The sequence below is a fragment of the Streptomonospora halophila genome, from assembly GCF_039542725.1.
GTDB lineage: Bacteria > Actinomycetota > Actinomycetes > Streptosporangiales > Streptosporangiaceae > Streptomonospora > Streptomonospora halophila.
In genome coordinates this window covers 66,833-89,348 of the sequence record NZ_BAABIK010000024.1, presented here as the reverse complement: position 1 = coordinate 89,348, position 22,516 = coordinate 66,833, and the positions used below count along the sequence as shown (strand labels likewise).

Sequence of the window (22,516 nt, the reverse complement as noted above, 5' to 3'; positions counted from 1 at the left end):
TCAGTCGGCTGCGCTTTGCAGCCAACCCTGGCACCGATCACCCGACCCGGCGAACGTTTCCGGTCAGCGCACTAGGTGTGATGTCCCGGCACGTTGGTAACAGCCGACACGCCTCGAACAGCGGTTGAACAAGAAGAGGGCCTTCTGATCCCGGTGTGGATGTGAAGTCTGCACCGATGCTCAGGAGGCCCTCATGTGCCACCGTAACGCCCCTCTGACCCCCACCGGCAGACTCAGCCTGGCGCGCTGCGTCATCGACGACGGCTGGAGCCGCCGCCAGGCCGCCGAACGCTTCGGCGTATCCCCCAAAACCGCCCACAAATGGGCCCGCCGCTACCGCGAGGCGGGCGCGGTCGGCATGGCCGACCGTCCCAGCCGCCCCCGCCGCAGCCCGGCCGAGACCGGCGACGACGCCTCCATCGGCGTGCTCGCCCTGGCCGGAATGGCCGTCAGCGCCTATGCGACCGGCCGCGGCACCGTGCGCGTCGACGTCGACACCAGCGACGCCGATGCCCGCATCCGCGACAACGCCGAAATCCCTCTCGAAGTCGGCGTCGACGGCCGTGCCTTCCACCCCGCCCCCAGCGCCCGCGACCTGTTGCACCTAACGCTGGAGGCCGCCGGAGTCACCGCGGCCGACTGCCACCTCGGGGGCGGCTGCTGGGCCGTCGGCGTGCCCGCCACGATCGCCGGCAGAGACGGCGAGCTGTGGATCAGCGACGCCGACGCCCGTATCGACTACCCCCTCAGCGAGCACGCCGGATGGCTTGCCACCTGGAACCCCGGCGGCCTTGAAGGGTCCATGGACGATGACGACGCACCCACGGTCTACGAATCCGAGTGCACCGACGCCATCGCCGACACACGGCGACTCGTCGCCCTCGTCGCCGCTCTCCAGAAGTTCGCCGCCTAACGCCGAACGAGGCGAACTATTGCGCCATCTCGCGAGTCAAACCCGGAGCCCGCGGGGGCGGTAGCCAGCCCGTGGCTGCCGCCCCACTTGTCGAGGGCGCGGACCGCAGAATCGGCGCGGACACCACCGGGACACGCGACTCCCGCGCGATTTCGCCGACGCCCTGGATGCGGGCGTCGCGCAGCACGGGCAACCCCCTCCCCCCATGGGCGGGTGCTTGCTAGTGGGCAGCCTCGTATTCGGCGACGATCGAGGCCGGGATGCGGCCCCGGTCGTTGACCTGCTTGCCCTGCTGCTTGGCCCACGCGCGGATTTCGGCGGTGCGCTCTCTGCCGTTGCCGGACCGGTTCTTGCGCTTAGGTCCCGTGGATTTGGTCGCCCGGACCTTGCGGGCCGACTCGACGAAGGGCGCAAGGGCCTCTCGCAACTGTCCGGCGTTTGCGCCGCTGAGATCGATCTCGAAGAGGTTTCCGTCGAGTCCGAATGACACGGTTTCCTCGGCCTCACCGCCGTCCAGGTCATCGATCAGGTGGACCTGCACCTTCTGTGCCACTGCGCCTCCTCACGTTCGGCTGTCACCGACTGCGATCCGCAATCCAGCCCCCGATCTCGCCCGCGCTGCGCATTGCCGCCCGAGAAGGGTGCGCGCCCGTGGATCCCCCGGGGCGCTCCGGTCGGATCAATACGCCGGACGATATTCTCCGCAGTCGTCCGGGAAACGCGCGGCCGGATTGCATATCGCGATTCTTTCCGACCATTCTTACGGCAAGAGTGCGTTTACCGTCAAGCTGCGCGCGGCGGCGCCGCGTAGTCACGCCCGAACGTTAGAGAAAACCCGGCGGTCCCAGCGGGCCAGGGATCCGGAGGGTGGAGTCCTGCGTGTTTCGCGCGCGCGACGATCCCGCCATTCCTAGCGATTTCTGCGATGCAGGGAGGCGCCGCAGCATCGCAGAATCTCCCCCGGGATGGGCCCCGGGGCTCCTTGCGCCGCCACGCTAACGGCCTGACCCCCCACTAGCGGAAAACAGAACACGGAATAAGGAGAGAATGATGGGCAACGCTACCACGCCTGGGCCGACGTCCCTTGTCATTCACGAGGGCGGACGGGTCGAGAACCTTGACGTTGCAATGGCCGATCCGGTCGGAGTCATCGCCGACCGTATCGGGTATCTCCCCTACCTGCTGGATCGGGTGTTTCTCGACAACGACGGCGTGATTCTGTGGGTCCCTGGAAACGGTGCCTACCTGGGGGCGCGCTATAACCGGGCGGCCTCGGGGATGGTCTCGATCCTCTTCGGCTACTTCGCCCCGCTGTATGGGCCCGTGGTCGTGACCGGTTCGATCGACGATGACCCCGAGTCCGAGGACGAGGTCGCCGTGGACAACCTCCCCGGTGCTGCGGCTGAGCGCTACCGCTCCATGGTGGAACGGTTCGCCTCGTTCGGCTGAGGCCCGGCGTCCCGGCGCCGTAAGCACGCCCGCGTCGGCGGTACCCCAGGCGCGGGCCCGCCTCTGGTGCGCGCCGCCGCCCCTGCGGTCAGCCCACCATGGCCGGGCTGCGGGGCGCGGGCGTGGGCCGCTGCGGCCGATGGGCTGCACGACTGTGCAGCTCGATGTGCGGCGTCAATAAACCGGGGGCGCCGGGCAGCTGCGCCGCGGATGCGCAGCCCGGCCGGGGTGCCCGCCGCTCGTGGCCGGTGTCGGGAGCGAGGCAGCGGTGACGGCAGGCGCCGACTTCGCCAACGCTGCGTGTCGACTCCGCGAGGGAGCCGGGCAGATTCCCGTGGTGTCAGGGCGCTAAGCACATCCACGGCCGCGGGCACCCGTCGATGCCCCACACTCCGTCTGTACCCGAACAGAACCGTTACCCAGGGCCGGGCGCGCCGCCGCTGGCGGTGTGGCCCTGCGCCCAGACTCCGCTCGTGGCCCAGCGCCGGCAGCGCTGCCTCACCCCGCCGGTGGCGCCGGCCGCCCTGGCGATGCTGCCCGAGCTGGCCGAGCGACTCATCGCCGAGTTCAGCGAACCCGGCCAGGTGGTGGCCGATGTGATGTGCGGATCGGGCACTGTCACGCTGGCCGCCGTCCGCGCGCAGCGCCGGGTCGTGGCCCTGGATGGGGAACCCGAATGCCTCGCCCAGACCGCGATGCACCTGTCCTATGCCGAGGAGCCCGCCAACCGGCGGGTGCTGGAGCTGGTGCAGGGGGATGCGCGGCTGGCGGCGAGTCTGTTCACCGGCCACCGCCTCGATCTGGCGGTGGTGGACCCGCCCGCACCCGGCGCCGCTGTGGTACCGGGCGACTACCCCGACTCCAATCTCGCCGGCCTGGCCGGGGCTGACTACACCCGCGCGCTCACCGACGCGCTGGCCGCGGTGGCCGTGCGGATGCGCCCGGGTGGGCGCCTGGTGCTGCTGGCACCGGCCTTGGCGGCCGGTGGCGGCGTCGGTGTGGAGCACCTCGTGCGCTCCGGTACGGATGCAGGACTGGACTACCTGCAGCACATCATCGCGCTCAGCGGGCCGCTGGTCGGCGACACCCTCACGCCGGGCCCGGCCCATCCAGCTGGCTCGGCCCCCACGGCCGCGACCGGCCGCCACCGGCCTGTGCACCGGCACCTGCTCGCTTTCGTCACACCCGCCCCCGCGGCGGCCGAAGGAGGCGCCCGCCGGTGACCGGACACGAGAACCCGAACCCTGCCCCGGAGCGCGTATCGGTGTGGGCGAGCGGGCAGCGCCCGGCCGCCCTCCAGCGGCGCGGCCGCTATACCCCGTCCTCGGTCGACCACCCCGCCAAGATGCTGCCGGCCATCGCCGCCCACGCGGTGCAGACCTACACCCGTCCCGGCGAGTGGGTGCTGGACCCGATGTGCGGGATCGGCACCAGCCTGGTCGAGGCCGCCCACGCCGGGCGCCACGGCCTCGGGCTGGAACTGGAGGAAACCTGGGCCGAGATCACCCGCACCAACCTGGAGTTGGCCGCCGCGCACGGGGCCCAGGGCTCCGGACGGGTGCACACCGGCGACGCCCGCGTCCTACCCGCCGTCCTTGCCGAGCAAGGGTGGGCCGGCCGGGCGCGCCTGCTGGTGACCTCGCCGCCCTATGGGTCGATGACGCACGGGCGGGTGCGCACCCGCCGCGACGGCGCGGGCAAGGTCGACAAATGGTCGCACCGCTACAGCAGCGCGCCCGAGGCCGCCCAACTGGCGTATCAGAAACCCGACCGGCTGCTGGAGTCCTTCACACGGATCCTGGCCGCCTCCCGCGTGCTACTCGCACCGGATGCCCATGTGGTGGTCACCGCCCGCCCCTTCCGCCTGCGGGGGCGGCTGGTCGATTTCCCCGGCCAGGTGGCCCAGGCCGCCCAGGCGGCAGGGCTGGAGCCGGTGGAGCGGTGCGTGGCCCTGCTGTGCGGGATCCGCGAGGACCGCCTGGTCACTCGGGCGAGCTTCTTCCAGATGGTCGAAACGCGGCGCCTGCGCGAGCAGGGCCTGCCGGTCTCGGTGATCGCCCACGAAGACGTGCTCGTACTCGCCGCCGGCGAAACGGCGGGGGAGAGGAGTCCGCGATGAGCGCGGCCACCGGCCGAGCCCGCACCGTTTCGAGCCGACCCCGGCACGCCCGCACGCCCGCACGCCCGCCCGCGCCTGCCCGGCCCCCCGGCGCCGGGCAGGCGCGACCCACCGCACACGCCGCACCACGCCCCCGCCGCCCGCGACCGCCGACACACCGGCCATCGGATCGCTGTGCACCGGCTACGGCGGACTGGACCTGGGCGTAGCAGCCGCCCTGGGCGGGGCGCACCTGGCCTGGGTCGCCGACAGCGACCCCGACATCGCCCGCCTGCTGGCCGTCCGCTTCCCCCACGCCCCCAACCTCGGCGACATCAGCGACATCGACTGGGCCGCGGCGCCGAGCGTAGACGTGCTCACCGCCGGATTCCCCTGCCAGGACATATCAGCGGCTGGCCGCGGCGCCGGCATCGTGAAAGGAGAGCGCTCTGGACTCTGGCGCCACGTCGTTCGCGCGGTTCGCCGTCTTCGACCCCGACTCCTCGTGCTGGAGAACGTGGCCGCACTCCGGTGGAGGGGACGCGGCCTCGACACCGTACTGGCAGACCTGGCCCAAGCGGGGTATGACGCGCACTGGCACAGCCTTCGCGCCAGCGACGTCGGCGCCTGCCACCGCCGCGAACGCGTGTTCGTTGCTGCCCACCCCCGCCCTCAGCGACGCCGAAAGGGGAGCGAGCCCGTCCCGACGGCGCCGTGTCGGCGGCCACCAGGTCCGCCTGTCCGATGCCGCATCCGACCTCGCCGCCGTCCCGCCGCTGGCGCCTGCACCGCCCGTGCTGCTGCCCACACCGCTGGCCAACGACGCCACCAAAGGCAGCACGGGACGGCGGGGCTCGCGGGGCGATCCCACCCTGGCTGCAGCGGTCGCGCTGCTGCCCATCGCCACCACTGCTCGCTGACCCGCCCGGCCACCGCCGACCGGGCCGCGCCCGCCGGCACCCACGGGCACCGCACCGACACGGCGTGGGGCCCCTACGCCCCCGCCATCGCGTCTTGGGCCGCCGTGGTGGGCGCGGCGCCCCCGCCCCCACCGAGCCCGGCCGCACCGGAAATCCGCGGCTGGCCGCCGACTTCGTCGAATGGATGATGGGCCTGGACACGGGCTGGGTCACCGACCCCGACATGGGCCTGTCCCGCCGGGCGCAGCTGCGCGCCCTGGGCAACGGCGTCGTACCCCTGCAGGCCGCCCACGCCCTCGCACGGCTGCTGAGCGACCAGCGATCGGCGAGCCCATCGGTGCACTGAGCACACCCCCACCGCACCGCGCCCATCGGCTAGCCCTCTGCCCGCCGTGACCGCTTCGCCGGGCCGCGCCCGCGGCCCGGCGCCACCGACAAGGGACGCCCCAATGCGAATCGCTGATGCCCCAGCCCGCGCCCGCATCACCGCCGACCTGCACGCCCTCGCCGACTTCCTGCAGACCCGCCCTGCGGTTCCCGTGCCCGAGATCACCCGCCTCGAGCTGACCTACTTCCCCTCCGGCTCCGACAGCGACCAGATCATCGAAGTCGACCGGGCGGCCGAGGCGCTAGGCACCGTCGCCCGGTGGCAGGGCGCGCACTACGTCGCCCACCACCGCATCGGCGCGGCCGCCTACCGGGCCGTGGCCATCCCCAGCAAGGCCTGCCGCGCCCACGAGGCCCTCATGAGCTACCACGGCGCCATCGACCCCGCCCCCTTCATCTAGCCCGAGACCGACCGCTTCGCCGAGCGGGCCCGGGAGCGCGACGCCGCGATCCCGCCCTGCCCCACCCCCTCCCCGCGGGGCACCGGCGGGCGCCACCCAACGTAGGCGCGCGCCCGCCGGGCCCCTTTCGCCACTGTCACCCGGCCGCTGAGGAGGAGCGTGTCCACCGAGCTGCAGCGCATCCAGCGCGCAGGACGCACCCTCGACTACGCCCTAACCGCGGTCGCCGCAGGAGCCCTGGCGTTTTCGACCGTCAACGTCGCCCTGCTGGCCATCGCCCACGGCGTGCCCGCCTGGATCGCCTGGCTGCTGGAGCCCCTGGTCGGCATCGCCCTGTGGGCGGTGCTCTCCTCCGACGCGGTCCTGTCCCGCTACGGCCGCAGCGCTGGCGCCTGGGCGTGGTGCCTGCGCACCTTCGCCGGCGTGGCCACCCTGACCCTCAACGTGTGGAGCTCGGTGTTCTCCGGTTCCGGGCGCCACCTGGTCTGGGCGCCGGATCCGGCCGGGATCCTGCTGCACGCGATCGCGCCGCTGCTGCTAATCCTGCTGGCCGAGGCGGCGCCCCGCTACCGGGCGGCCTTCGCCGCCATCACCGCCGAGCTGACCGTCCCCGCCCCGGTCCCGCAGCCGCCGGCGGCCCCACCCGCCGCCGGCGCCAAGACCGCACCATTCGAAGCGCCCGAAGCCCCCCGCCACGCTTCCGCCTCGTCTCGGTCCTCCACCCCGGCCTCGGACGCGGGTGAGCAATTGGTCGATCCCGCCTCTCCCCGCACCGGTCTCCACCCTCCCCCCGACGCTTCGGGCCCCGCCCCCTCGCGGCGCAGCCGCCGCGAGCGCACCGACGCCCGCGCCCGCGCGATCCTCCTGCTCGAGCCCGACATCACCGGTGCCGACCTCGCCCGCCGCCTGGGCGTGGCCCCGCGCAGCGGCCAACGCATCCTCGAACGCATCACCGCGGAGGAAACATGACCCCTCGTCGTGCCCCCGGCCCGGGCACCCGCCGCACCAACGCTTTCCCGGGATCCCGCATTCGACTCGCCCATCGGCTTGCGTCACAGGCCCAAGGCGCGCCTGAATCCCATCGGGCCCCGGCCGGGCCCGCCACCCGGCCTCACCCCCATCTGCGGGGACGGGGGTGAGGCCGGTGGCGCCCGAGCCGCTCACCGCCGAGGAGCTGGCCCAGCTGCCGACGGTGCTGGATCCGCCCGCCGCCGGGCGCCTGCTGGGCATCGGGCGCACCAGCACCTACACCCTGCTGGCCACCGGCCAGTTCCCCGCACCCGCATTCAAAGCGGGCCGGCGCTGGCGCATCCCCACCGCCGGGGTGTGCCGTTTGCTCGGCCTGACCTACCCGCCCGACGCGACCGACAAGGAGGATTAGGTATGCCCCGGGACCGCGACGGCAGCGTGTTCAAACGCTGCAGCTGCACACACCCGCACACCGGCACCCGGCTGGGAGCGGGCTGCCCCAAGCTCAAGCGCGCCAACGGCGCCTGGAGCCCCCCCACGGCACGTTGGGCTATCAGATCGAGCTGCCGCCCACACACGCCGGCACCCGGCGCCAAGCCCGCCGCGCGGGGCTGGCCACCCGTGAGGAGGCCGCCGAGGCCCTGCAGCACATCGCCACCCTGCTGGACCTGGCCGACGACGAGCACATCGCCGTCCAGGTCGCCGACCTCATTCAGAAAACCCTGCGCGAGCGCCGGGAGTTGCCCGCCACCGCCGAGGTGCGGCGCCGCCTGCTGGGCGGGGCCGACCCCGCCGCCGAGGCGCCCACCGTGCAGCAGTGGCTGACCGAGTGGGTGGCCACCCACGAGTTGGCGGAAAGCACCCGGCGCGCCTATCAGAGCCACATCACCCACTACTTCATCCCGCACCTGGGGCCCATCCGGCTGGACCGGCTGCGCTCCCTCCACGTCCAGGCCGTCTTCGACGCGATTCAGGAACGCAACGACCACATCCGCGCCTGCCGCGGCTCCGAGGATGAGAAGGCCCGCGCCCGGGTCCGCGGGATGCGGATCGCCTCACCGGCCACCCAGCAGCGCATTCGCGCCACTCTGCGCAGCGCCCTCAACGCCGCCCTGGCCCGCCCCGACATCCCGCTGCAGCACAATCCGGCCTGCCACCTCAGCCTGCCCAGCGCGCCGCGCCCGCGCCCGCGGGTGTGGACCCGGGCACGCCTGGAGCAGTGGCGCCGCACCGGCGAGGTCCCCCCGCCGGTGATGCTGTGGACCCCCGAGCAGACCGCCGCGTTCCTGCGCGCCGCCGGGGACCAGCGGCTGTACGCCCTGTTTCACCTGCTGGTGCACCGCGGGCTGCGCCGCGGCGAGGCGGTCGGGCTGCCCTGGGCCGAGACCCGGCTGGAAGAGGCGGCCATCGACATTCGCACCGCCGTGGTCGAGCTGGACTGGGACATGCTCACCACGGTTCCCAAGACCCCGGCCGGGGAGCGCACCGTCACCCTGGATGAGGCCACCACCGTCCTACTGCAGCGCTGGCGCGCCCGCCAGGCCGAAGAACGCCTGGCTGCGGGGCCGGGCTGGCACGACAGCGGGCTGGTGTTCACCAACCCCGACGGCACCGGGCTGCGCCCCTCCTGGGTCAGCGACGAGTTCGCCCGCATCGTCGCCCGCGCCGATCTCCCGCCGATCCGCCTGCACGACCTGCGCCACGGCGCCGCCTCGCTGGGCCTGGCGGCGGGGGTCGACATCAAGGTGGTCTCGGCCGAGCTGGGCCATTCCACTACCACGTTCACCCAGGACACCTACCAGACCGTGTTCCCCGAGGTCGCGCGGGAGGCCGCCGAGGCCACCGCCGGGCTCCTCGCCAACACGGCCACGGCCGGTGCGCGCCCGCGCTGAGATGTCCGCGGCGCGCCCGCCCCCCGGGGTGGGGCCGACGCCTCGCCCCTACGCGCGTTGTCGATCCCGACTGGAAGGAGACGCCCATGGCTGCCGCTTCCCGCAGCGTGCATCTGAGCGATCCCGTCCTCGCTCAGGACATCCTGCTGGCCAACCTCGCCGACTCCATCGCCGGCCACCCCTGCGAGCGGCTCCTGGCCGACCTGGCGCGGATGTTCACCGCCCACGTCAACGACCGCCTGCCACCGGGCTACACCTGGGTGCCGGCCTATGCCGCCCTGATCGGCCCCTACGGCGAGCGCTCCGGCCCCACCCTTGAGGAGATGGAGCGGCTCATTCGCCACAGCTTCGCCGACTTCCAACTCCTCATGCCCGGCAGCCGCGACCGCTGATGCCCGCCGGTGCGCTGGGCCTGTCAGCGCCCCTGGAGTACGCGCTCCTGGGGGCTGACCGGAGTCCGGACGGACGCCGCTACACAGGACACCGGGCGCCGTCACCGGGCTGCCCACGACCACGAGCGCGAAGCCCGCATCCATCCCGTTGAAAAGGCTCAAGCACGCCTCACAGGGGGTGTTTCCGCAGAAGCGGTTCAAGACTGGAGCGGCTGAGGTGCGAATGGCGAACTCACGGTGTTCGTCCCACCGGGCGGCGATGCTTGAGGGAAAGGAGATTACGGGATTTCGATTACGTGTACCCCGCGGCCGAGAGCGCGGCGGTTATGCACCTCCTGCCCCTTGCGGACCATGATCTGCAAGTTGCGGTGCCTGGCCAGCGACGCGAGATCGAGTCCGGGGCGGGCGCCCTCCACGGACAGCCTCCGCAGGCGCGGTAGCTTCGCCAGAGGGCGCAGGTCCCGGATCGCGTGGCAGTTCCCAAGGTTCACCGCTTCGAGGTTGCGGTGCCTGGCCAAGGACGACAGATCCGTGACCGAAGTCCCCACGAGGCTGACGAACTCAAGGTCGGTCATCTGGGCGAGTGGGGAGATGTCGCAGACGCGGGAACATCGTATGAGGCCGAGGGAGCGCAGGGGGAGCGCCGTAAGCGGGCTCAGATCAGTGAACTCTCCGGCATCCCAGAGGAAGAGGCTGCGCAGATGTGGGGTTTGCATCACCGCTTCCTGTAGTCTCGCGTCGGTCGTGTCGCCGGTGAGATCGAGCCGCCACAGGTGCGGGAAACTCTTTAGGAGCGCCGGAATGGAGTGGGCCGTGCTTAGGTCGACGGGCAGGTCCAATTGTTCCAGTTCGGAGAGTGAGGCGATCGGGGATAAGTCCTGAATTCCGACCAGGCACTCTCGGTCCAGGGCGAGGGAGGTAAGGCTCGGAATCTCGTGCAGGAAGTCCAGAGTCGCGAGTGGAGGAGTGAAGAGATCGAGGTTGTGTAGCCGGGGGAGTTCGGTCAGCGGTGTCAAGGAGTCGAGAGGGACAGCCGAGTCCAGGTGGATCGTGGTGAGGGTCTCCGCGTGGACGCGTAGCGGGTTCAGGTCCCCCGATTGGACAGAGTGAAGATTGAGCAACTCCAGCGGTGCGGTCTCCCGCAGGAATTCGAGGTCGGGGATGTCCGCGTCGGCGCATTGCAGCCAGCGCAGATGGGCCACGTGCCGCAGTGCGGGCAGAAGCCGCGCGTTGCGGATAGACAGGTTCCCGTGGGGCTCCAGTGGGGCGTCGGCCAGTACGCGGCGCGCGTACTCCTCGGGGTGGAAGTAGCTCCACGCCTCGCACAGCTCCCGCTGTACCTCTTGGCGGGGGTCGGCGGCATACCGCGCGAGGACGTCGAGGGCGCGCGGTCCGTTGACCAGCCAGGCGGTGCGGGCCGCCGCGCGGGCCTGCTTCGCGGTGAGGTTCTCGAGGCTGTCGGGCAGCCGGTCCAGCGCCGGTTCGCCGATCGCGGCCAGACTGCGCGCGGAGCGGAAATCCCGTGGGGGGACCAGATCGTCCAGGCAGGTGTCGATGGCCTCGCGGATGTCGGGCGGCACCTCGTCCAAGGTTTCCAGGCAGGCGGCCAGCAGCAGCTTCAGTCGGCGGCTATGAGGGCCGCCGCCCGCGATGCGTTCGCGCAATCCGCGGACCAGCGCACGCGCCTGAGGGCTGTTGGCGTGCCCGGCGGCCATGATCACCGTTTCACGCCAGGTGTCCTTGTGCGCCTGGTCCACGAGGTAGTCCACATCGTCGTCGTGGATGACCTGTTTAGCGGTCAGGTACTCCTGCACCGTGCGGTGCACGAAGTCCACCCGGTCCACCGCCGGGGCTCGCAGCACCCCGCTGCGTTCCAGCAGCGCGGACAGCACCTGCTCCGGCTCAGCGGTGACTTGCGGCATGCTCGGCAACTGCTGGGCGATCCTGGACCGCGCCGCCTCCCGGGGCAGCTCGGCGCGGCCGGTGCTGGACAGCCGGAAAGCGAGGTCCTGCAGCACCCGCAGCTTCTCCCGCCGGTCTAACCCGGCTTCGATGTGGCCGGGGATACCGCGCTGCGTGTCCCGCCGCTCCAGCAGCATGTCCAACGTCTCGGCGTAGAGGTCCATCCGGTTGTGCGGCAGCCGGTTGCGGTCCAAGTTCAGCGCACACAGCATCGCGGCCAGAAGCGGTGAGGACGCGAGATGGCGCAGGTGCGGAGCGGCCTCCAGCCGGCCCAGCAGCCGCGCGGCATGCCCCTCCAGCTCCTCCACCCCGCAGGGGCGGCCGGGCGCATCGCGCATTGACGCATGCCAATGGCGGACCAGCTCCGCGGTCTGGTGCGGGCTCAGCGCCTCCAGGAACACCGGCGTGAAGCCTTCCGCGGACAGCCAGCGCTCCGCAGCCGCGGCCGGGCGGCTGGTCACCACCACGCGCACCTCCGGGAAGGCGACGGCCAGTTCGCGCAACCAGGCGCGCACCGCCTCACGCCTCCGCTGCGGCAGCTCATCGACCCCATCGACCAGCACGAGCGCCCGCCCGGAGCCCAGCGCTCTGTGTGCCCAGCCGCGCGGCATCTGCCCGGCCAGCGGCGGCGCGGCCGCGCGGGGGAAGTCCTCCGGCGCCGGCAGCTCACCTTCGGCGTGGCTTCGCAGCTTCACGAGAAACGGGGTGAAGCCGTTCCACTCCCGTAGCTCGCCGGTGAACCCGCCGCGGACCGCGGTGATCGCCAGCCAGCGCAACAGGGTGCTCTTGCCCGAGCCGGCCTCGCCGCGCACCAAACTGAGACGGTGGCGGGCCAGCGCCGCCTCCACCTGCACCCGCGCGGTGTACTCGTGCGGCTCCTGCCCGGCGGGTTCCAAAAGGTCCCAGCCGGCCCGAGGGGTAACCAGCTCCTGATCTGTGCGCGCGGAAACCTGCAGGCTGATGTAGGCCATGCTGAGCGCCGTGCGCGAGCGCAGGTGGTGCAACGACACCCCGAACAACTCCACGTAGTCCAGAGCCGTGCTCAGGTGCTCGGCGTAGCGGCGGGTGAACTCGGCGTCCTCCGCGGTGCCCTCCGGGGCGTCCAGAGTGCGGACCGGTATCCGCTCCAGGGCCGCGGCCACCTGATCTCCCAGAGCGGAGACCTGAGCGGCCACACCGCCGACCCGCTGCAGCGTCTCCTTCTGCACCCGCGCCAGGAACTCAGGACGCTGCTCCACAAGCCGCACAAGGCAGCCGCAGCACTCCCGCAGCAGTGCCTCGTAGAACGCCGCCCCTGCCTGCCCCAGCTCGTGCTCCAGCCCGCGCCGCAGCATCCGCTCACCGAGCCGGGCCGTCAGCCGTTCTGGGTCGAGGTCGTCCGCGAACAGCGCGGCGTCGCTCAGGTCGGCCGCGGCGAACGTGGCCACTACCTCGGCTAGAGCCGCGGCCCTGTCTCCCTCGGACATCCCGCGGAACTCGTGTCCGCACAGCTCCATCAAGCGCTCGGCGACGGTGTCGGCGATGCGACCGAGTTGGCGATCCAGGTCCCGGCGCAGGATCCGGTCGGTGACCGTGGCCGGGATGAGGTCGACGAGCTGCGCCTGGCGGCTGACCGCCTGTTCCCGGTTGCCGGTCCAGTGCCGGACCGCGTGCTGTACCAGCAGCGATCCCGCCTCGATCGCCAGCGAGTCCAGGGCCATTCGCCGCTCCCCCTCGTACTTGGGAAGGCCCAGTATCGCGGAGATTGCTTCCCGGTTCGCCGATATCGACAAAACCCGTACACGACCGCATCCGGTCGGTGAGGCGTCGTCGGGTCGTGTTTCCGTGGGCTTCTTCTGGCCCGCGGAGTTCCGGGGTCGTGATCGGCGCGCGCGCCGCTTCCTCAACTTCCCTTGTGTGGGGACAGTGGTGCGGGGCGGATTAACGCTGGTCCTGCCGGTGTGCGGATCGTTGGGCCCGGGCATGGGCCAACGGACTTTGGGGCGTCCCAGGGCTTGGCGGGCGTTCGGCCGGGCGGTTGCCGGCGTGGGAGTGGGGCGTTGTGCTGGGGTGGAGGCGGGTTGGGCGTCTCGGGCGGTTTGGCGGCGAACTCGGGTGCAGGGGGCTGACCTGCGCAAACGACACAGTCCAAACATAAGAGCACCATGGGAGCACCAACGGCCCCGATTCCGCCGAGGTGCGAGCGCCCTTAGGGACGTGACCTGCGATGATGGGCGCACCTGGCAGGATTCGAACCTGCGACCTACGGATTAGAAGTCCGGTGCTCTTTCCACTGAGCTACAGGTGCTTGGTTCAATTGTGGCGTGGATGCCTTGGCTGTAACGACATCGTGACCTGCGTGTTGGCGGAGCGTGTCACGCGTGCGCGGCCGTGCCTTGCCCGGGCGGCCGGGGGGCTGCGGGTGGCGGGGTGGTGGCCGGGGCGGTGCTGGGCGCGGTGACATTCTAGGGTATTCGGAAGATGTCACCCATCGCTGGGCAAAACTATAACAACTACGGACATTCGTAGTTGCGTCTCGTTAGCACACGCGCTCCACCAAATCGGTCCCTACCGGCCTCTTGGAACACGTTACCCGTGATTAACCGCAGGTGGGGTGCCTGTTACCGGTGTTTCGCCAACCGGGGGAGCGGGAGTGCGGCGTGTCGGCAGGTCAGGGGCTAGAAGGCCCACCAGCCGCCGTGGGCCAGTAGGAGTGCGATCACCGTGAGGGTCGTCATCGGGTGCTCCTCGCTGGCCGGCGGGCCGTCCTCCGTGGCGCTCCACGTGCCGAATTCCGATTACTCTATGTAGTAATCATGCACGGAGAGTCACAATTCTTCGGGTGTCGCGGGGGACGGTGAGAGGGCGTGCGGCCCGCGCACTACCGTTGAGCGGGTGAAGAAGCTCGATCGACGCTCGGCCTGGCCGGTCGGTGTGGGGATGCTGTGCGGCGCCGTTCTGGACCGCGTGCTGCCTGATCCCCGGCGCGGACACCCCGTGGCCGCCTACGGCCGGGCCGCCGCCCTGCTTGAGCGGGGCCTCTACCGGCCCTCACGTGCGCGGGGCGCCGCGTTCGCGGTGCTCGCCGTGGCTCCGGCGGCCGCCGTCGGCGGACTGGTGCAGGCGCGGACGGCCGGCGCGGGCCGTGCGGCGGCCGTCTGCGCGGCGACGTGGGCCGTCGTGGGCGGAGCCATGCTCGGCCGCGAAGCCGGGGCCGTCGCCGACGCCCTGGAGGCCGGCGACCTCGCGGAGGCGCGGCGGCGCCTGCCGGGGCTGTGCGGGCGCGACCCGGAGTCCCTGGACGAGAAGGGGATCGCACGAGCCGCGGTGGAGTCCGTCGCCGAGAACACCTCCGACGCGGTGGTGGCCCCGCTGCTGTGGGGAGGCCTCCTGGGGCTCCCCGGCCTGCTCGGCTACCGCGCCGTCAACACTCTGGACGCGATGGTGGGCCACCGCTCCCTCCGCTACGAGCGGTTCGGGTGGGCCGCCGCTCGGCTCGACGACGTGGCCAACTGGGCGCCGGCGCGGCTGACCGCGGCGCTGGCCGCCGCGGCCGCGCCGCTCGTGGGCGGGTCCCCCGCTCGCGTGCTGCGTGTGGGGGCGCGCTACGGCGCCCGCCATCCGAGTCCCAACGCCGGGCACTGCGAAGCGGCGTTCGCCGGCGCGCTGGACGTGCGCCTCGGGGGGAGGAACGTGTACGGATCCCGGATCGAGGATCGTCCGGAACTGGGGGAGGGGCGCCGCCCCGAGGCCGCCGACGTCCGGCGCGCGGTGCGCCTGGCCCGCGCGGTCAACGGAGCAGCCGCGGTCGTCGCGGCGGTTTCGGCCGTCGTGCTCACCGAGCGGGGCGCCGCCCGGAGTGCACGCGCACCGGGTCCGCGCGCGCTGCCGGGTGTGCGGAGCGCAGCCGCCCGCGACCTCGCCCGCGCATTGGCCCGCCGCTCGCGCCGCACCGGCCTCCGGCGGCTCGCGCGCACCCCGACGGGGAGGCGGCCGTGATGCGCCGCGGACCCGCGGGCGCCCCCGCGCTGCTGGTGGCCGGGACCACCTCGGACGCGGGCAAGAGCGTCATCGTGACCGGGATCTGCCGCTGGCTGGCCCGCCAGGGCGTCAAGGTCGCACCGTTCAAGGCGCAGAACATGTCGCTGAACTCGGTCGTCACCGCCGACGGCGCCGAGATCGGGCGGGCCCAGGCCGCGCAGGCCGCGGCCGCCGGGATCGAGCCGACCGCAGCGATGAACCCGGTGCTGCTCAAACCCGGAAGCGACCGCAGCAGCCAGGTCGTGGTCCGCGGCCGCCCCGTCGGCGAGACCGACGCGCTGGGCTATCGCGAGTTCAAGGACAGGCTGCGCACGGTCGCGGCCGAGAGCCTCGCCGAACTGCGCGCCGAGTACGATGCGGTCATCTGCGAGGGTGCGGGCAGCCCCGCCGAGATCAACCTGCGCCCCGGAGACATCGCCAACATGGGCCTGGCCCGGGCGGCCGGACTGCCCGTGCTCGTCGTCGGCGACATCGACCGCGGCGGCGTCTTCGCCGCCATGCACGGCACCCTCGCCCTGCTTGAGCCTGCTGACCAGGCACTTATCGCGGGCTTCGTCGTCAACAAGTTCCGCGGCGCCCCCGAACTGCTGGAGCCGGGCCTGGACATGCTGCGCCGCCTCACCGGCCGCCCGGTGCACGGCGTCCTGCCCTGGCTCGACGGCCAGTGGATCGACGTGGAGGACTCGCTGGCATTGAGCGGCGAGCGCGCACCGGCGCGGGCGCCGATCCGGGGCCGCACGCTGCGCGTGGCCGTGGTGCGGACGCCGCGCATCAGCAACTTCACCGACATCGACGCCCTGTCCGTGGAGCCCGGGGTCGACCTGCGCTTCGTCACGTCGCCGCAGGAGACCGACGACGCCGACCTCGTGGTGCTGCCCGGAACCCGGGCCACGGTCGCCGACCTGGCCTGGCTGCGCGAGCGCGGACTCGACGCGGCCGTGCTCGCGCGCGCACGGGAGGGCCGTCCGCTGCTGGGCATCTGCGGCGGCTACCAGATGCTGGCGCGGCGCATCCACGACGACGTGGAGTCCGGGGCGGGCGCGGTGCCCGGCCTGGGGCTGCTGCCCACCACGGTCGCCTTCGCCGCCGACAAGACCCTGGGCCGTCCGGTGGGGGAGGCCTACGGTCACCCGGTCGAGGGCTACGAGATCCACCACGGCCACAGCGTGCTCGACGAGGGCGCCGACCGCGATGCCGAACCGTTCCTCGACGGCTGGCGCCGGGGCGCGGTGTGGGGCACGACCTGGCACGGCGCACTGGAGAACGACGGGTTCCGCCGCGCCTTCCTCGCCGATGTGGCCCGCCGCGCCGACCGCGACTTCGTGCCCGCCCCCGACACCGACTTCGCCGCGGAGCGGTCCGCCCGCCTGGACGCGCTGGGCGACCTGGTGGAGCAGCACATGGACACGGGCGCGCTGATGCGGCTGCTGGAGGAGGGCGTTCCCGAGGGCCTTCCGGTCATTGCGCCGGCCGGGGTTCCGGACGCCTGAGGGCCTCCCGGGGCGCCCGGGCGGCCGGAGGCGCCCGGGCGCCGCTGTCACGGCCGCCGCAGCCGAAGGCGGCCCCGCGCACGCCCAGGCCGCTAGGACCGCTGCCCCTTGGGTCGGGCTGAGCGGGTCCTGCGCCTGGGCGGACGCCGCGTCTGCGGAGCCGACGACGAACATCCTTCGGCCGCAACGCGGTGACCGTCGGCGATCGTGTGCGGGCGGTGTCGTGGTCGGGGCTGTTCACGATCGCGGTCGGCCACGCGGACGGTCGATGCCTACTGCGGCCGAGGCCGGTCCGATGGCACCTCTCGAAGGTATCGCCGCTGAAGGGGAGCAGTGGATCGACCGCGAGCAGGCATCGGGCGCCTACGGCCCCCGGCTTTCCGCTGATACATGTGGAGTGGAGGAGGCGGGAGCGGACGCGGTGGAATGACTGGGGCGCGTGGGACGCGACCGCCGCCGCGCCTGGTGGGGCGCGGCGGCGGGGCCGGGGGTGGTCAGACGTTGATCCCGCGTCTGCGGAAGGCCGCGAACCCGAGTGCCGCGAGCACTGCGGCGAGCGCGAGGAGCGCGGCGAAGGGGCCGGGGTCGAAGGACTCCACCGGCATCCGGGCGGGGTGGTGGAACGGTGAGGCGTCCAGCGCCGCGTCGGGCAGGTCCATCAGCGGACCGAAGGTGCCGATCACCGCGCCGTAGCCGACGACGGCCCAGGCCGCCGGTATCGCCCGCGGGGCCGCTCCGAAGAGCAGGGCGGCGAGCCCGAGCACGACCAGCACCGCCGGCACGTGGTTGAGGTGGGCCAGGGTGAGGTCGCCGATGTGCCGGGTGTCCCCGGTGACGAGCGCGGCGCCCGCGCCGATCGCCGCACCGGCCGCCGCCATGAGCACCACGACCGCGGCCGCGGTGACCGCGAGGTTGCTGCCGAGCCAGGCCCAGCGGCCGACCGGGGTGGCGAGCACGGGCTCGCCGCGGCCCCCGGTCTCCTCCGTGCGCAGGCCCTGTACGGCCAGGATCGCGTACGCGCCGACGATGTAGGACATGAACCCGGCCATGTAGGCGAGGTATCCGGCCAGCATGCCGTCGGCGCCGCCGAACAGCCGGACGAAAGCGGCCGGCATGTCCTCGGCGGCGTCCAGCAGGGTCTGGGCGTAGGCGCCGAAGGCCAGCGAGCCGATCGCCAGCGCGGCGGCCCAGCCGATGATGCCCGCCCGCTCCAGCCGCAGGGCCAGTCCCAGCGGGGTGCCGAGGGAGGCCGCGGCCCGGGAGCGGCCCGCCCGCACGGCGAGAAGGCCGGAGCCCAGGTCGCGGCGGGTCAGTAGGGCATAGCCGGCCGCGAAGCCGCCTGCGGCCACGGCCAGGGGGAGCAGCAGCGGCCACCAGCGGTCGAGTACGAACGGGGCGGTCTGCTGCCCCCAGGCCAAGGGCGAGAACCAGGAGAGCGGCGATCCGCCCTGCTCGGCCATGTCCCCTCCGGAGCGGACCACGAACGCCGCGCCGAGGACCGCCCCGGCCATGCCGGAGGCGGCGCGGGAGTACTCGGTCACCTGCACCGTGACCGCGGCCACCCCGGCGAAGGCCAGGCCCGTCGCGGCGATCCCGGCAGCGAAGACCAGGGAGCCCCCCGCGCCGTAGCCGCCGACCGCCGCCATCATCGCGAAGACGGCCGCGCCCGCCGCCGCGTTGGTGACCGCGGCGACGACCAGGGTCGCCGTCAGTGCGGCGTAGCGGCCGACCACGTTGGCGCGCACCAGTTCGGCGCGGCCGTTCTGCTCCTCCACCCGGGTGTGCCGGCTCACCAGCAGGATGCTCATGAGCGCCGCGAGGACCAGGAAGTACAGCCCGTACCCGTTGGCGACGAACCGCTCCAGGGTCGGGTCCTCGAAGCCGTATCCGGGGCCGATCATGAGCCTGCCGACGGGGTCCCGGAACATCTGCCCGATGGCCCGCAACTGCTTGTCGTCTCCGTAGGCGACGGGCAGCGCCGCGGTGAGGTAGCCCATGAACAGGGCGAAGCCCGCGGTCCAGGCGGGGAGCCGCACGCGGTCGCGGCGCAGCAGGAAGCGGGTCAGGGTCCAGGTGCCCGCGAACCCGCCGCCGCGGGCCGTGTGCGCCGTGTGCGGGCGCTCCGCGGCGGTGGCGGTCATTTCGCCACCCCCGCGGAGCTCGCGGCGCCGTCGTGCAGCGCGTCACCGTAGTGGCGCAGCAGCAGCTGCTCCAGTGTCGGCGGGTGGGCGACCAGGGAGCGCACACCGAGCGCGCCCAGCGCGGCGACGATCCGGTCGAGGCGGTCGCCGTCGGCCTCGAAGCGGACCTGCCCGCCGGTGTGCTCCAGGCCGTGCACCCCCGGCAGGGCGGCCAGGGAGTCGGGCGGCTGGGCCGTCTCCGCGACCACGGTGGTCCGGGTGAGGTGGCGCAGTTCGGACAGGGTCCCGGTCTCCACGATCGAGCCCTGCCGGATGATGGAGATCCGGTCGGCCAAGGCCTCCACCTGGCCGAGGATGTGGCTGGAGAGCAGCACCGTGCGGCCGGCGGCCTTCGCCTCGCGGATGCACTCCTGGAACACCGCCTCCATCAGCGGGTCCAGCCCGGCCGTGGGCTCGTCGAGCAGCAGCAGCTCGACGTCGGAGGCCAGGGCGGAGATCAGCGCGACCTTCTGCCGGTTGCCCTTGGAGTAGGTGCGCCCCTTCTTGGCGGGATCGAGGTCGAAGCGCCGGCACAGCTCGTCGCGGCGCCCGCGGTCGAACGACCCGCGCAGCCGGGCGAACAGGTCGATCGCCTCGCCGCCGGTGAGGTTGGGCCACAGCTCCACGTCGCCGGGCACGAAGGCCAGCCTGCGGTGCAGGTCGACCGCGTCCTTCCACGGGTCGCCGCCCAGCATCGCGGCGTGGCCGGAGTCGGCGCGCAGCAGTCCCAGCAGCACCCGCAGGGTGGTGGTCTTGCCGGCCCCGTTGGGCCCGAGGAAGCCGTGCACCTCGCCCTCGGCGACGCTGAGGTCCAGCCCGTCCAGGGCGGTGACGGCCCCGAAGGACTTGCGCAGCCCGCGGATGTCGATGGCGGGCGCCTGTTCAGTCATCACTGCCTTCTTCCTCTTCCCCGTCGGCGGGGAACGTGGTGCGCATCCGCTCGCGTGCCTCGTCGGTGAACAGGCCGCTCAGGGCGTCCAGGGCTGCACGCACGTAGCGGATCTGGTCCTCGGCGGGGCCGTCGATGGACATGCCGAGGAGCCGCTCGGCCTGGTCGTGCAGGACCAGCAGGCCCAGCGACCACAGCACCAGCACGGTGTTGAGGTCCCGGGGCCGCTCGGAGGGCCGGAAGATCCCGGCGCGCTCGGCCTCCTCCGTCGACGCCATGGAGGCCGCCACGATCCCGTCCACCAGGGAGTCCGCGTGCTCGGAGCCTTCGATGAGCATGCGGGCCAGGTAGCGCATCAGCGGGCGGGAGTCGGACTGCTCGCGCAGCGCCTCCAGCACGTTCACGGTCGGACCCTTGCTGAGGGCGGCGCGCTTGCGCTCCTCGATGATCGCCGCCACGTACTCGTCGCAGGCGGTACGCAGGCCCTCCTTGGAGCCGAAGTGGTGGGACACCAGGGCCTGGGAGACCCCCGCTTCCGCGGCGACCCGCTTCATGCTCGTTCCCCGCATACCGTGCTCGGCGAAGAGGGAGACGGCGGCGTCGCGGATCCGTGCGCGCGCGGTGAGGTCCTCCGGGCCATCGGATGCTGATCGCATGATCAGTATGCTAACTGATCGACCAATCAGCGGCAAGCGCCGCCGCCTCACCCTGCCCGCTGGTCCCCGAGGGGCTCGGCGATGCCGCGGGTCGTCCGGGATTCCCGGCGAGCCGTCCCGCACGTGTGGCGGCGGTTCCCGGCGTTCTTGCCGGAGGGGCCGCGCGCCGATGCCGCGCATCCGGTCGCCGTGCCCTCCCCTGACGAGCGAGCAGCCCGACGCGGTCCTGCGCAGCCGGGGCGGTGGGGAACCCTCCTGCCCGGCAGAGTCGGAGGCTGTGGACAACCGCCCGAGCCGCATCGCGGCGGGTTACCTTGGGGGTGGTGCAGCGGCCAGGCGGTCATGGGCGCCGGGTAACCGGCGGGTCCCATCGCGGAGGCGGCCGCGGGCCGCGCAGGGCGCGGCCGAGTCCGCTTTCGCACTCGACCTGGAGGTTCACAGGTGAACACCGCTACGATCCCCGCGTCCCCGACCGCACCCGAGAGCGCGGAGAACCCCGTACTCCGCGACCCCCGCTCCACCGACGACGCCGCGGGCCCTCTCGCGCGGCGGGTGACCCTCGCCCTCGACCCCGTCACCCATGATGAGCTGCAGCGCGCCGCCGGCCACCGGGACGTGGCCTCCTACCTCTACGTCCTCGCCGGGCGCTACGCACGCTGGAACGAGCTGCGCGACTGGCTGTCGCAGCTGGAGACCGCCTATGGGCCGCTGCCGCCCGAGGCGCTGGAGCGCGTCCACCGCCGGATGCTGGGCCTGCCGCGCCGCAAGGAGGCCGCCCGCTCGGTCTCCGTCGGCTTCAGCGACGCCGAGTTCCGCGCGCTCAGCGATGCGGCCGGCGACCGTCCGGTCGCGGACTACCTCCGCGAGCTGCTGGCCGGGCTCCTGTGCCCGGCGCAGGGCACCGATCCCGCGGGGGCGGACACGGGCGAGGGAGGCCACCCGGGGTAGCGGCGGCCGCGCCGCGGGTCCGCCGGCGCGGGTGGCGGCGGACTTCGGCCGGGCGGGGTCCGCCCCCGGCCCGGCCCGGCCCGCCGTCGCCGCCTCCGCCCTCGTCAGGCGGTGCCGAGAGAGCGCGCGTAGTTCACCGACTGCGTCACCTGCGTGATGGTCTCCTGGCCCTTCGCCGGGATCATGGTGGAGTGGTAGACGTTGTGGCCCTGCACGGTGACCTGCACGTTGCCCGTGATCTTCTCCTCCTTCATCAGCAGGAAGAGCAGGCCCAGCAGCCCCAGCCCGCACGCCCAGGCGAACAGGAGGAAGGACACCACCGCGAGCACGATGCCCGTCGTCGCGATGCCCTGCGTGGTGTGGGTGAGGTCGGTGACGGTCCAGGTGCTCCCCTTGATCGGGATCCGGCCCCCGGGGGTGATCACCGAGGTCTGGGTGATGGCGATATCGCCGATGGTGGTCAGAACCGCCTCGTTTTGCGGGACCGGTGCGTAGGGAGCCTGCCAGCCTCCCGTCTGCGGGCCCTGCCCGTAGGGGACCAGCGATCCGGCGGAGGGGTCGGCGGCCGGGTACCCGCCCGAGGGGGCGCCCGGTGGCGCGTACGGGTTGTACGGATCGCCCTGCGGCCGCTGGTTGTAGGGGTCGCCCGGATCCGACGGGGGCTGGGGGTAGCTCATATCCGTCGATTCTTGCAAAGCCGGAGCACCGCCGGAACCGTATGGCCGAACCGGGTCGGTGCCGGACCCCCGTCCGCAGCCCCGGTGGCCGCCCCGGGCGGCCACCGCCCGGGGCACTCCCGGCGCCGTCTGCCAAGATGGGCGGCGACGGCACGAAGGAACGCGGTGCGAGTCCGCGGCTGTCCCGCAACTGTCAGGGCCCGCTCGTTGCGCCCCCGCCGGAGCGCCGCCCGAGCCAGGAACTTCGTCCGTCGCGCCCATGTCCGGTCACGG

Annotated in this window: 19 protein-coding genes, 1 tRNA gene, 3 pseudogenes and 1 riboswitch; of the genes and pseudogenes, 16 read left to right on the top strand and 7 right to left on the bottom strand. The window is 72.8% G+C overall.

Going from position 1 to position 22,516, the window contains the following annotated elements:
• Window positions 1-193 precede the first annotated feature (193 nt).
• Window positions 194-403: pseudogene (locus tag ABEA15_RS19250) on the top strand (leucine zipper domain-containing protein); the annotation flags it as partial.
• 730 nt (window positions 404-1,133) lie between these two features.
• Here ABEA15_RS19250 and ABEA15_RS19245 read toward each other — a convergent pair.
• On the bottom strand, window positions 1,134-1,466 hold the full coding sequence (locus ABEA15_RS19245; protein ID WP_345558032.1) for a histone-like nucleoid-structuring protein Lsr2: 333 nt from the start codon (window positions 1,464-1,466) through the stop codon (window positions 1,134-1,136).
• 497 nt (window positions 1,467-1,963) lie between these two features.
• On the opposite strand from ABEA15_RS19245, the gene ABEA15_RS19240 reads away from it, so the two are divergent.
• From ABEA15_RS19240 to ABEA15_RS19190, 11 genes and pseudogenes are all read left to right on the top strand, one after another.
• Window positions 1,964-2,362 (top strand): hypothetical protein, encoded by a 399-nt coding sequence (locus ABEA15_RS19240; RefSeq protein ID WP_345558030.1) that lies wholly within the window; start codon window positions 1,964-1,966, stop codon window positions 2,360-2,362.
• A 473-nt stretch (window positions 2,363-2,835) separates the two neighbouring features.
• On the top strand, window positions 2,836-3,585 hold the full coding sequence (locus tag ABEA15_RS19235; protein WP_345558028.1) for a DNA methyltransferase: 750 nt from the start codon (window positions 2,836-2,838) through the stop codon (window positions 3,583-3,585).
• The gene (locus ABEA15_RS19230) at window positions 3,582-4,481 is read left to right on the top strand and encodes a TRM11 family SAM-dependent methyltransferase (RefSeq protein ID WP_345558026.1); all 900 of its coding nucleotides are present in this window, start codon (window positions 3,582-3,584) and stop codon (window positions 4,479-4,481) included. Before ABEA15_RS19235 ends, ABEA15_RS19230 begins: the two co-directional genes overlap by 4 nt.
• A gap of 163 nt (window positions 4,482-4,644) precedes the next feature.
• A pseudogene (locus tag ABEA15_RS19225) lies at window positions 4,645-5,073 on the top strand (DNA cytosine methyltransferase); the annotation flags it as partial.
• A gap of 40 nt (window positions 5,074-5,113) precedes the next feature.
• Window positions 5,114-5,380, top strand: coding sequence for a hypothetical protein (locus ABEA15_RS19220; RefSeq protein WP_345558024.1), 267 nt, complete (start codon window positions 5,114-5,116; stop codon window positions 5,378-5,380).
• A gap of 94 nt (window positions 5,381-5,474) precedes the next feature.
• Window positions 5,475-5,726: a hypothetical protein gene (locus ABEA15_RS19215; protein ID WP_345558022.1), complete on the top strand. Its 252-nt coding sequence runs from the start codon at window positions 5,475-5,477 to the stop codon at window positions 5,724-5,726.
• 103 nt (window positions 5,727-5,829) lie between these two features.
• Complete coding sequence (locus tag ABEA15_RS19210; RefSeq protein WP_345558020.1) at window positions 5,830-6,168, top strand: hypothetical protein; 339 nt, start codon at window positions 5,830-5,832, stop codon at window positions 6,166-6,168.
• 159 nt (window positions 6,169-6,327) lie between these two features.
• Window positions 6,328-7,137: a hypothetical protein gene (locus ABEA15_RS19205; protein WP_345558018.1), complete on the top strand. Its 810-nt coding sequence runs from the start codon at window positions 6,328-6,330 to the stop codon at window positions 7,135-7,137.
• 175 nt (window positions 7,138-7,312) lie between these two features.
• Window positions 7,313-7,549: a helix-turn-helix domain-containing protein gene (locus tag ABEA15_RS19200; protein ID WP_345558017.1), complete on the top strand. Its 237-nt coding sequence runs from the start codon at window positions 7,313-7,315 to the stop codon at window positions 7,547-7,549.
• Window positions 7,550-7,551: 2 nt separating this feature from the next.
• Window positions 7,552-9,029 (top strand): annotated as a pseudogene (locus tag ABEA15_RS19195) (tyrosine-type recombinase/integrase).
• Between the two features lie 86 nt (window positions 9,030-9,115).
• The gene (locus ABEA15_RS19190) at window positions 9,116-9,421 is read left to right on the top strand and encodes a hypothetical protein (protein ID WP_345558013.1); all 306 of its coding nucleotides are present in this window, start codon (window positions 9,116-9,118) and stop codon (window positions 9,419-9,421) included.
• Between the two features lie 278 nt (window positions 9,422-9,699).
• On the opposite strand, the gene ABEA15_RS19185 is transcribed toward ABEA15_RS19190, so the two are convergent.
• The gene (locus ABEA15_RS19185) at window positions 9,700-13,083 is read right to left on the bottom strand and encodes an NACHT N-terminal Helical domain 1-containing protein (protein WP_345558011.1); all 3,384 of its coding nucleotides are present in this window, start codon (window positions 13,081-13,083) and stop codon (window positions 9,700-9,702) included.
• Between the two features lie 514 nt (window positions 13,084-13,597).
• Window positions 13,598-13,670 (bottom strand) — tRNA-Arg (locus ABEA15_RS19180).
• Between the two features lie 632 nt (window positions 13,671-14,302).
• Between ABEA15_RS19180 and ABEA15_RS19175 the strand changes: the two genes are divergently transcribed.
• The 3 genes from ABEA15_RS19175 to ABEA15_RS19165 all read left to right on the top strand — a co-directional run bounded on the left by ABEA15_RS19175 (window position 14,303) and on the right by ABEA15_RS19165 (window position 17,323).
• Entirely contained in the window at window positions 14,303-15,361 is a 1,059-nt protein-coding gene (locus ABEA15_RS19175) for a cobalamin biosynthesis protein (protein ID WP_345558038.1), read from the top strand.
• Window positions 15,361-16,893, top strand: a complete 1,533-nt coding sequence (locus ABEA15_RS19170) for a cobyric acid synthase (protein ID WP_345558009.1) — start codon at window positions 15,361-15,363, stop codon at window positions 16,891-16,893. Before ABEA15_RS19175 ends, ABEA15_RS19170 begins: the two co-directional genes overlap by 1 nt.
• A gap of 295 nt (window positions 16,894-17,188) precedes the next feature.
• A complete protein-coding gene (locus ABEA15_RS19165) occupies window positions 17,189-17,323 on the top strand; it encodes a hypothetical protein (protein ID WP_344145493.1) in 135 nt (44 codons plus the stop codon).
• Between the two features lie 64 nt (window positions 17,324-17,387).
• Here ABEA15_RS19165 and ABEA15_RS19160 read toward each other — a convergent pair whose 3' ends face one another.
• Genes ABEA15_RS19160 through ABEA15_RS19150 form a run of 3 tightly spaced genes read right to left on the bottom strand, consistent with a single transcriptional unit; the run spans window position 17,388 to window position 20,618 of the window.
• Window positions 17,388-19,034, bottom strand: a complete 1,647-nt coding sequence (locus ABEA15_RS19160; RefSeq protein ID WP_345558007.1) for an ABC transporter permease — start codon at window positions 19,032-19,034, stop codon at window positions 17,388-17,390.
• Complete coding sequence (locus ABEA15_RS19155; RefSeq protein WP_344145497.1) at window positions 19,031-19,963, bottom strand: ABC transporter ATP-binding protein; 933 nt, start codon at window positions 19,961-19,963, stop codon at window positions 19,031-19,033. Before ABEA15_RS19155 ends, ABEA15_RS19160 begins: the two co-directional genes overlap by 4 nt.
• Entirely contained in the window at window positions 19,956-20,618 is a 663-nt protein-coding gene (locus ABEA15_RS19150) for a TetR/AcrR family transcriptional regulator (protein WP_344145499.1), read from the bottom strand. The genes ABEA15_RS19155 and ABEA15_RS19150 overlap by 8 nt, the downstream gene beginning before the upstream one ends.
• Before the next feature lie 441 nt (window positions 20,619-21,059).
• On the opposite strand from ABEA15_RS19150, the gene ABEA15_RS19145 reads away from it, so the two are divergent.
• A complete protein-coding gene (locus ABEA15_RS19145; protein ID WP_345558005.1) occupies window positions 21,060-21,566 on the top strand; it encodes a hypothetical protein in 507 nt (168 codons plus the stop codon).
• Window positions 21,567-21,670: 104 nt separating this feature from the next.
• On the opposite strand, the gene ABEA15_RS19140 is transcribed toward ABEA15_RS19145, so the two are convergent.
• On the bottom strand, window positions 21,671-22,243 hold the full coding sequence (locus ABEA15_RS19140) for a hypothetical protein (RefSeq protein ID WP_344145504.1): 573 nt from the start codon (window positions 22,241-22,243) through the stop codon (window positions 21,671-21,673).
• A gap of 155 nt (window positions 22,244-22,398) precedes the next feature.
• Window positions 22,399-22,488, top strand: a riboswitch (cobalamin riboswitch).
• The last annotated feature ends 28 nt before the right edge of the window (window positions 22,489-22,516 follow it).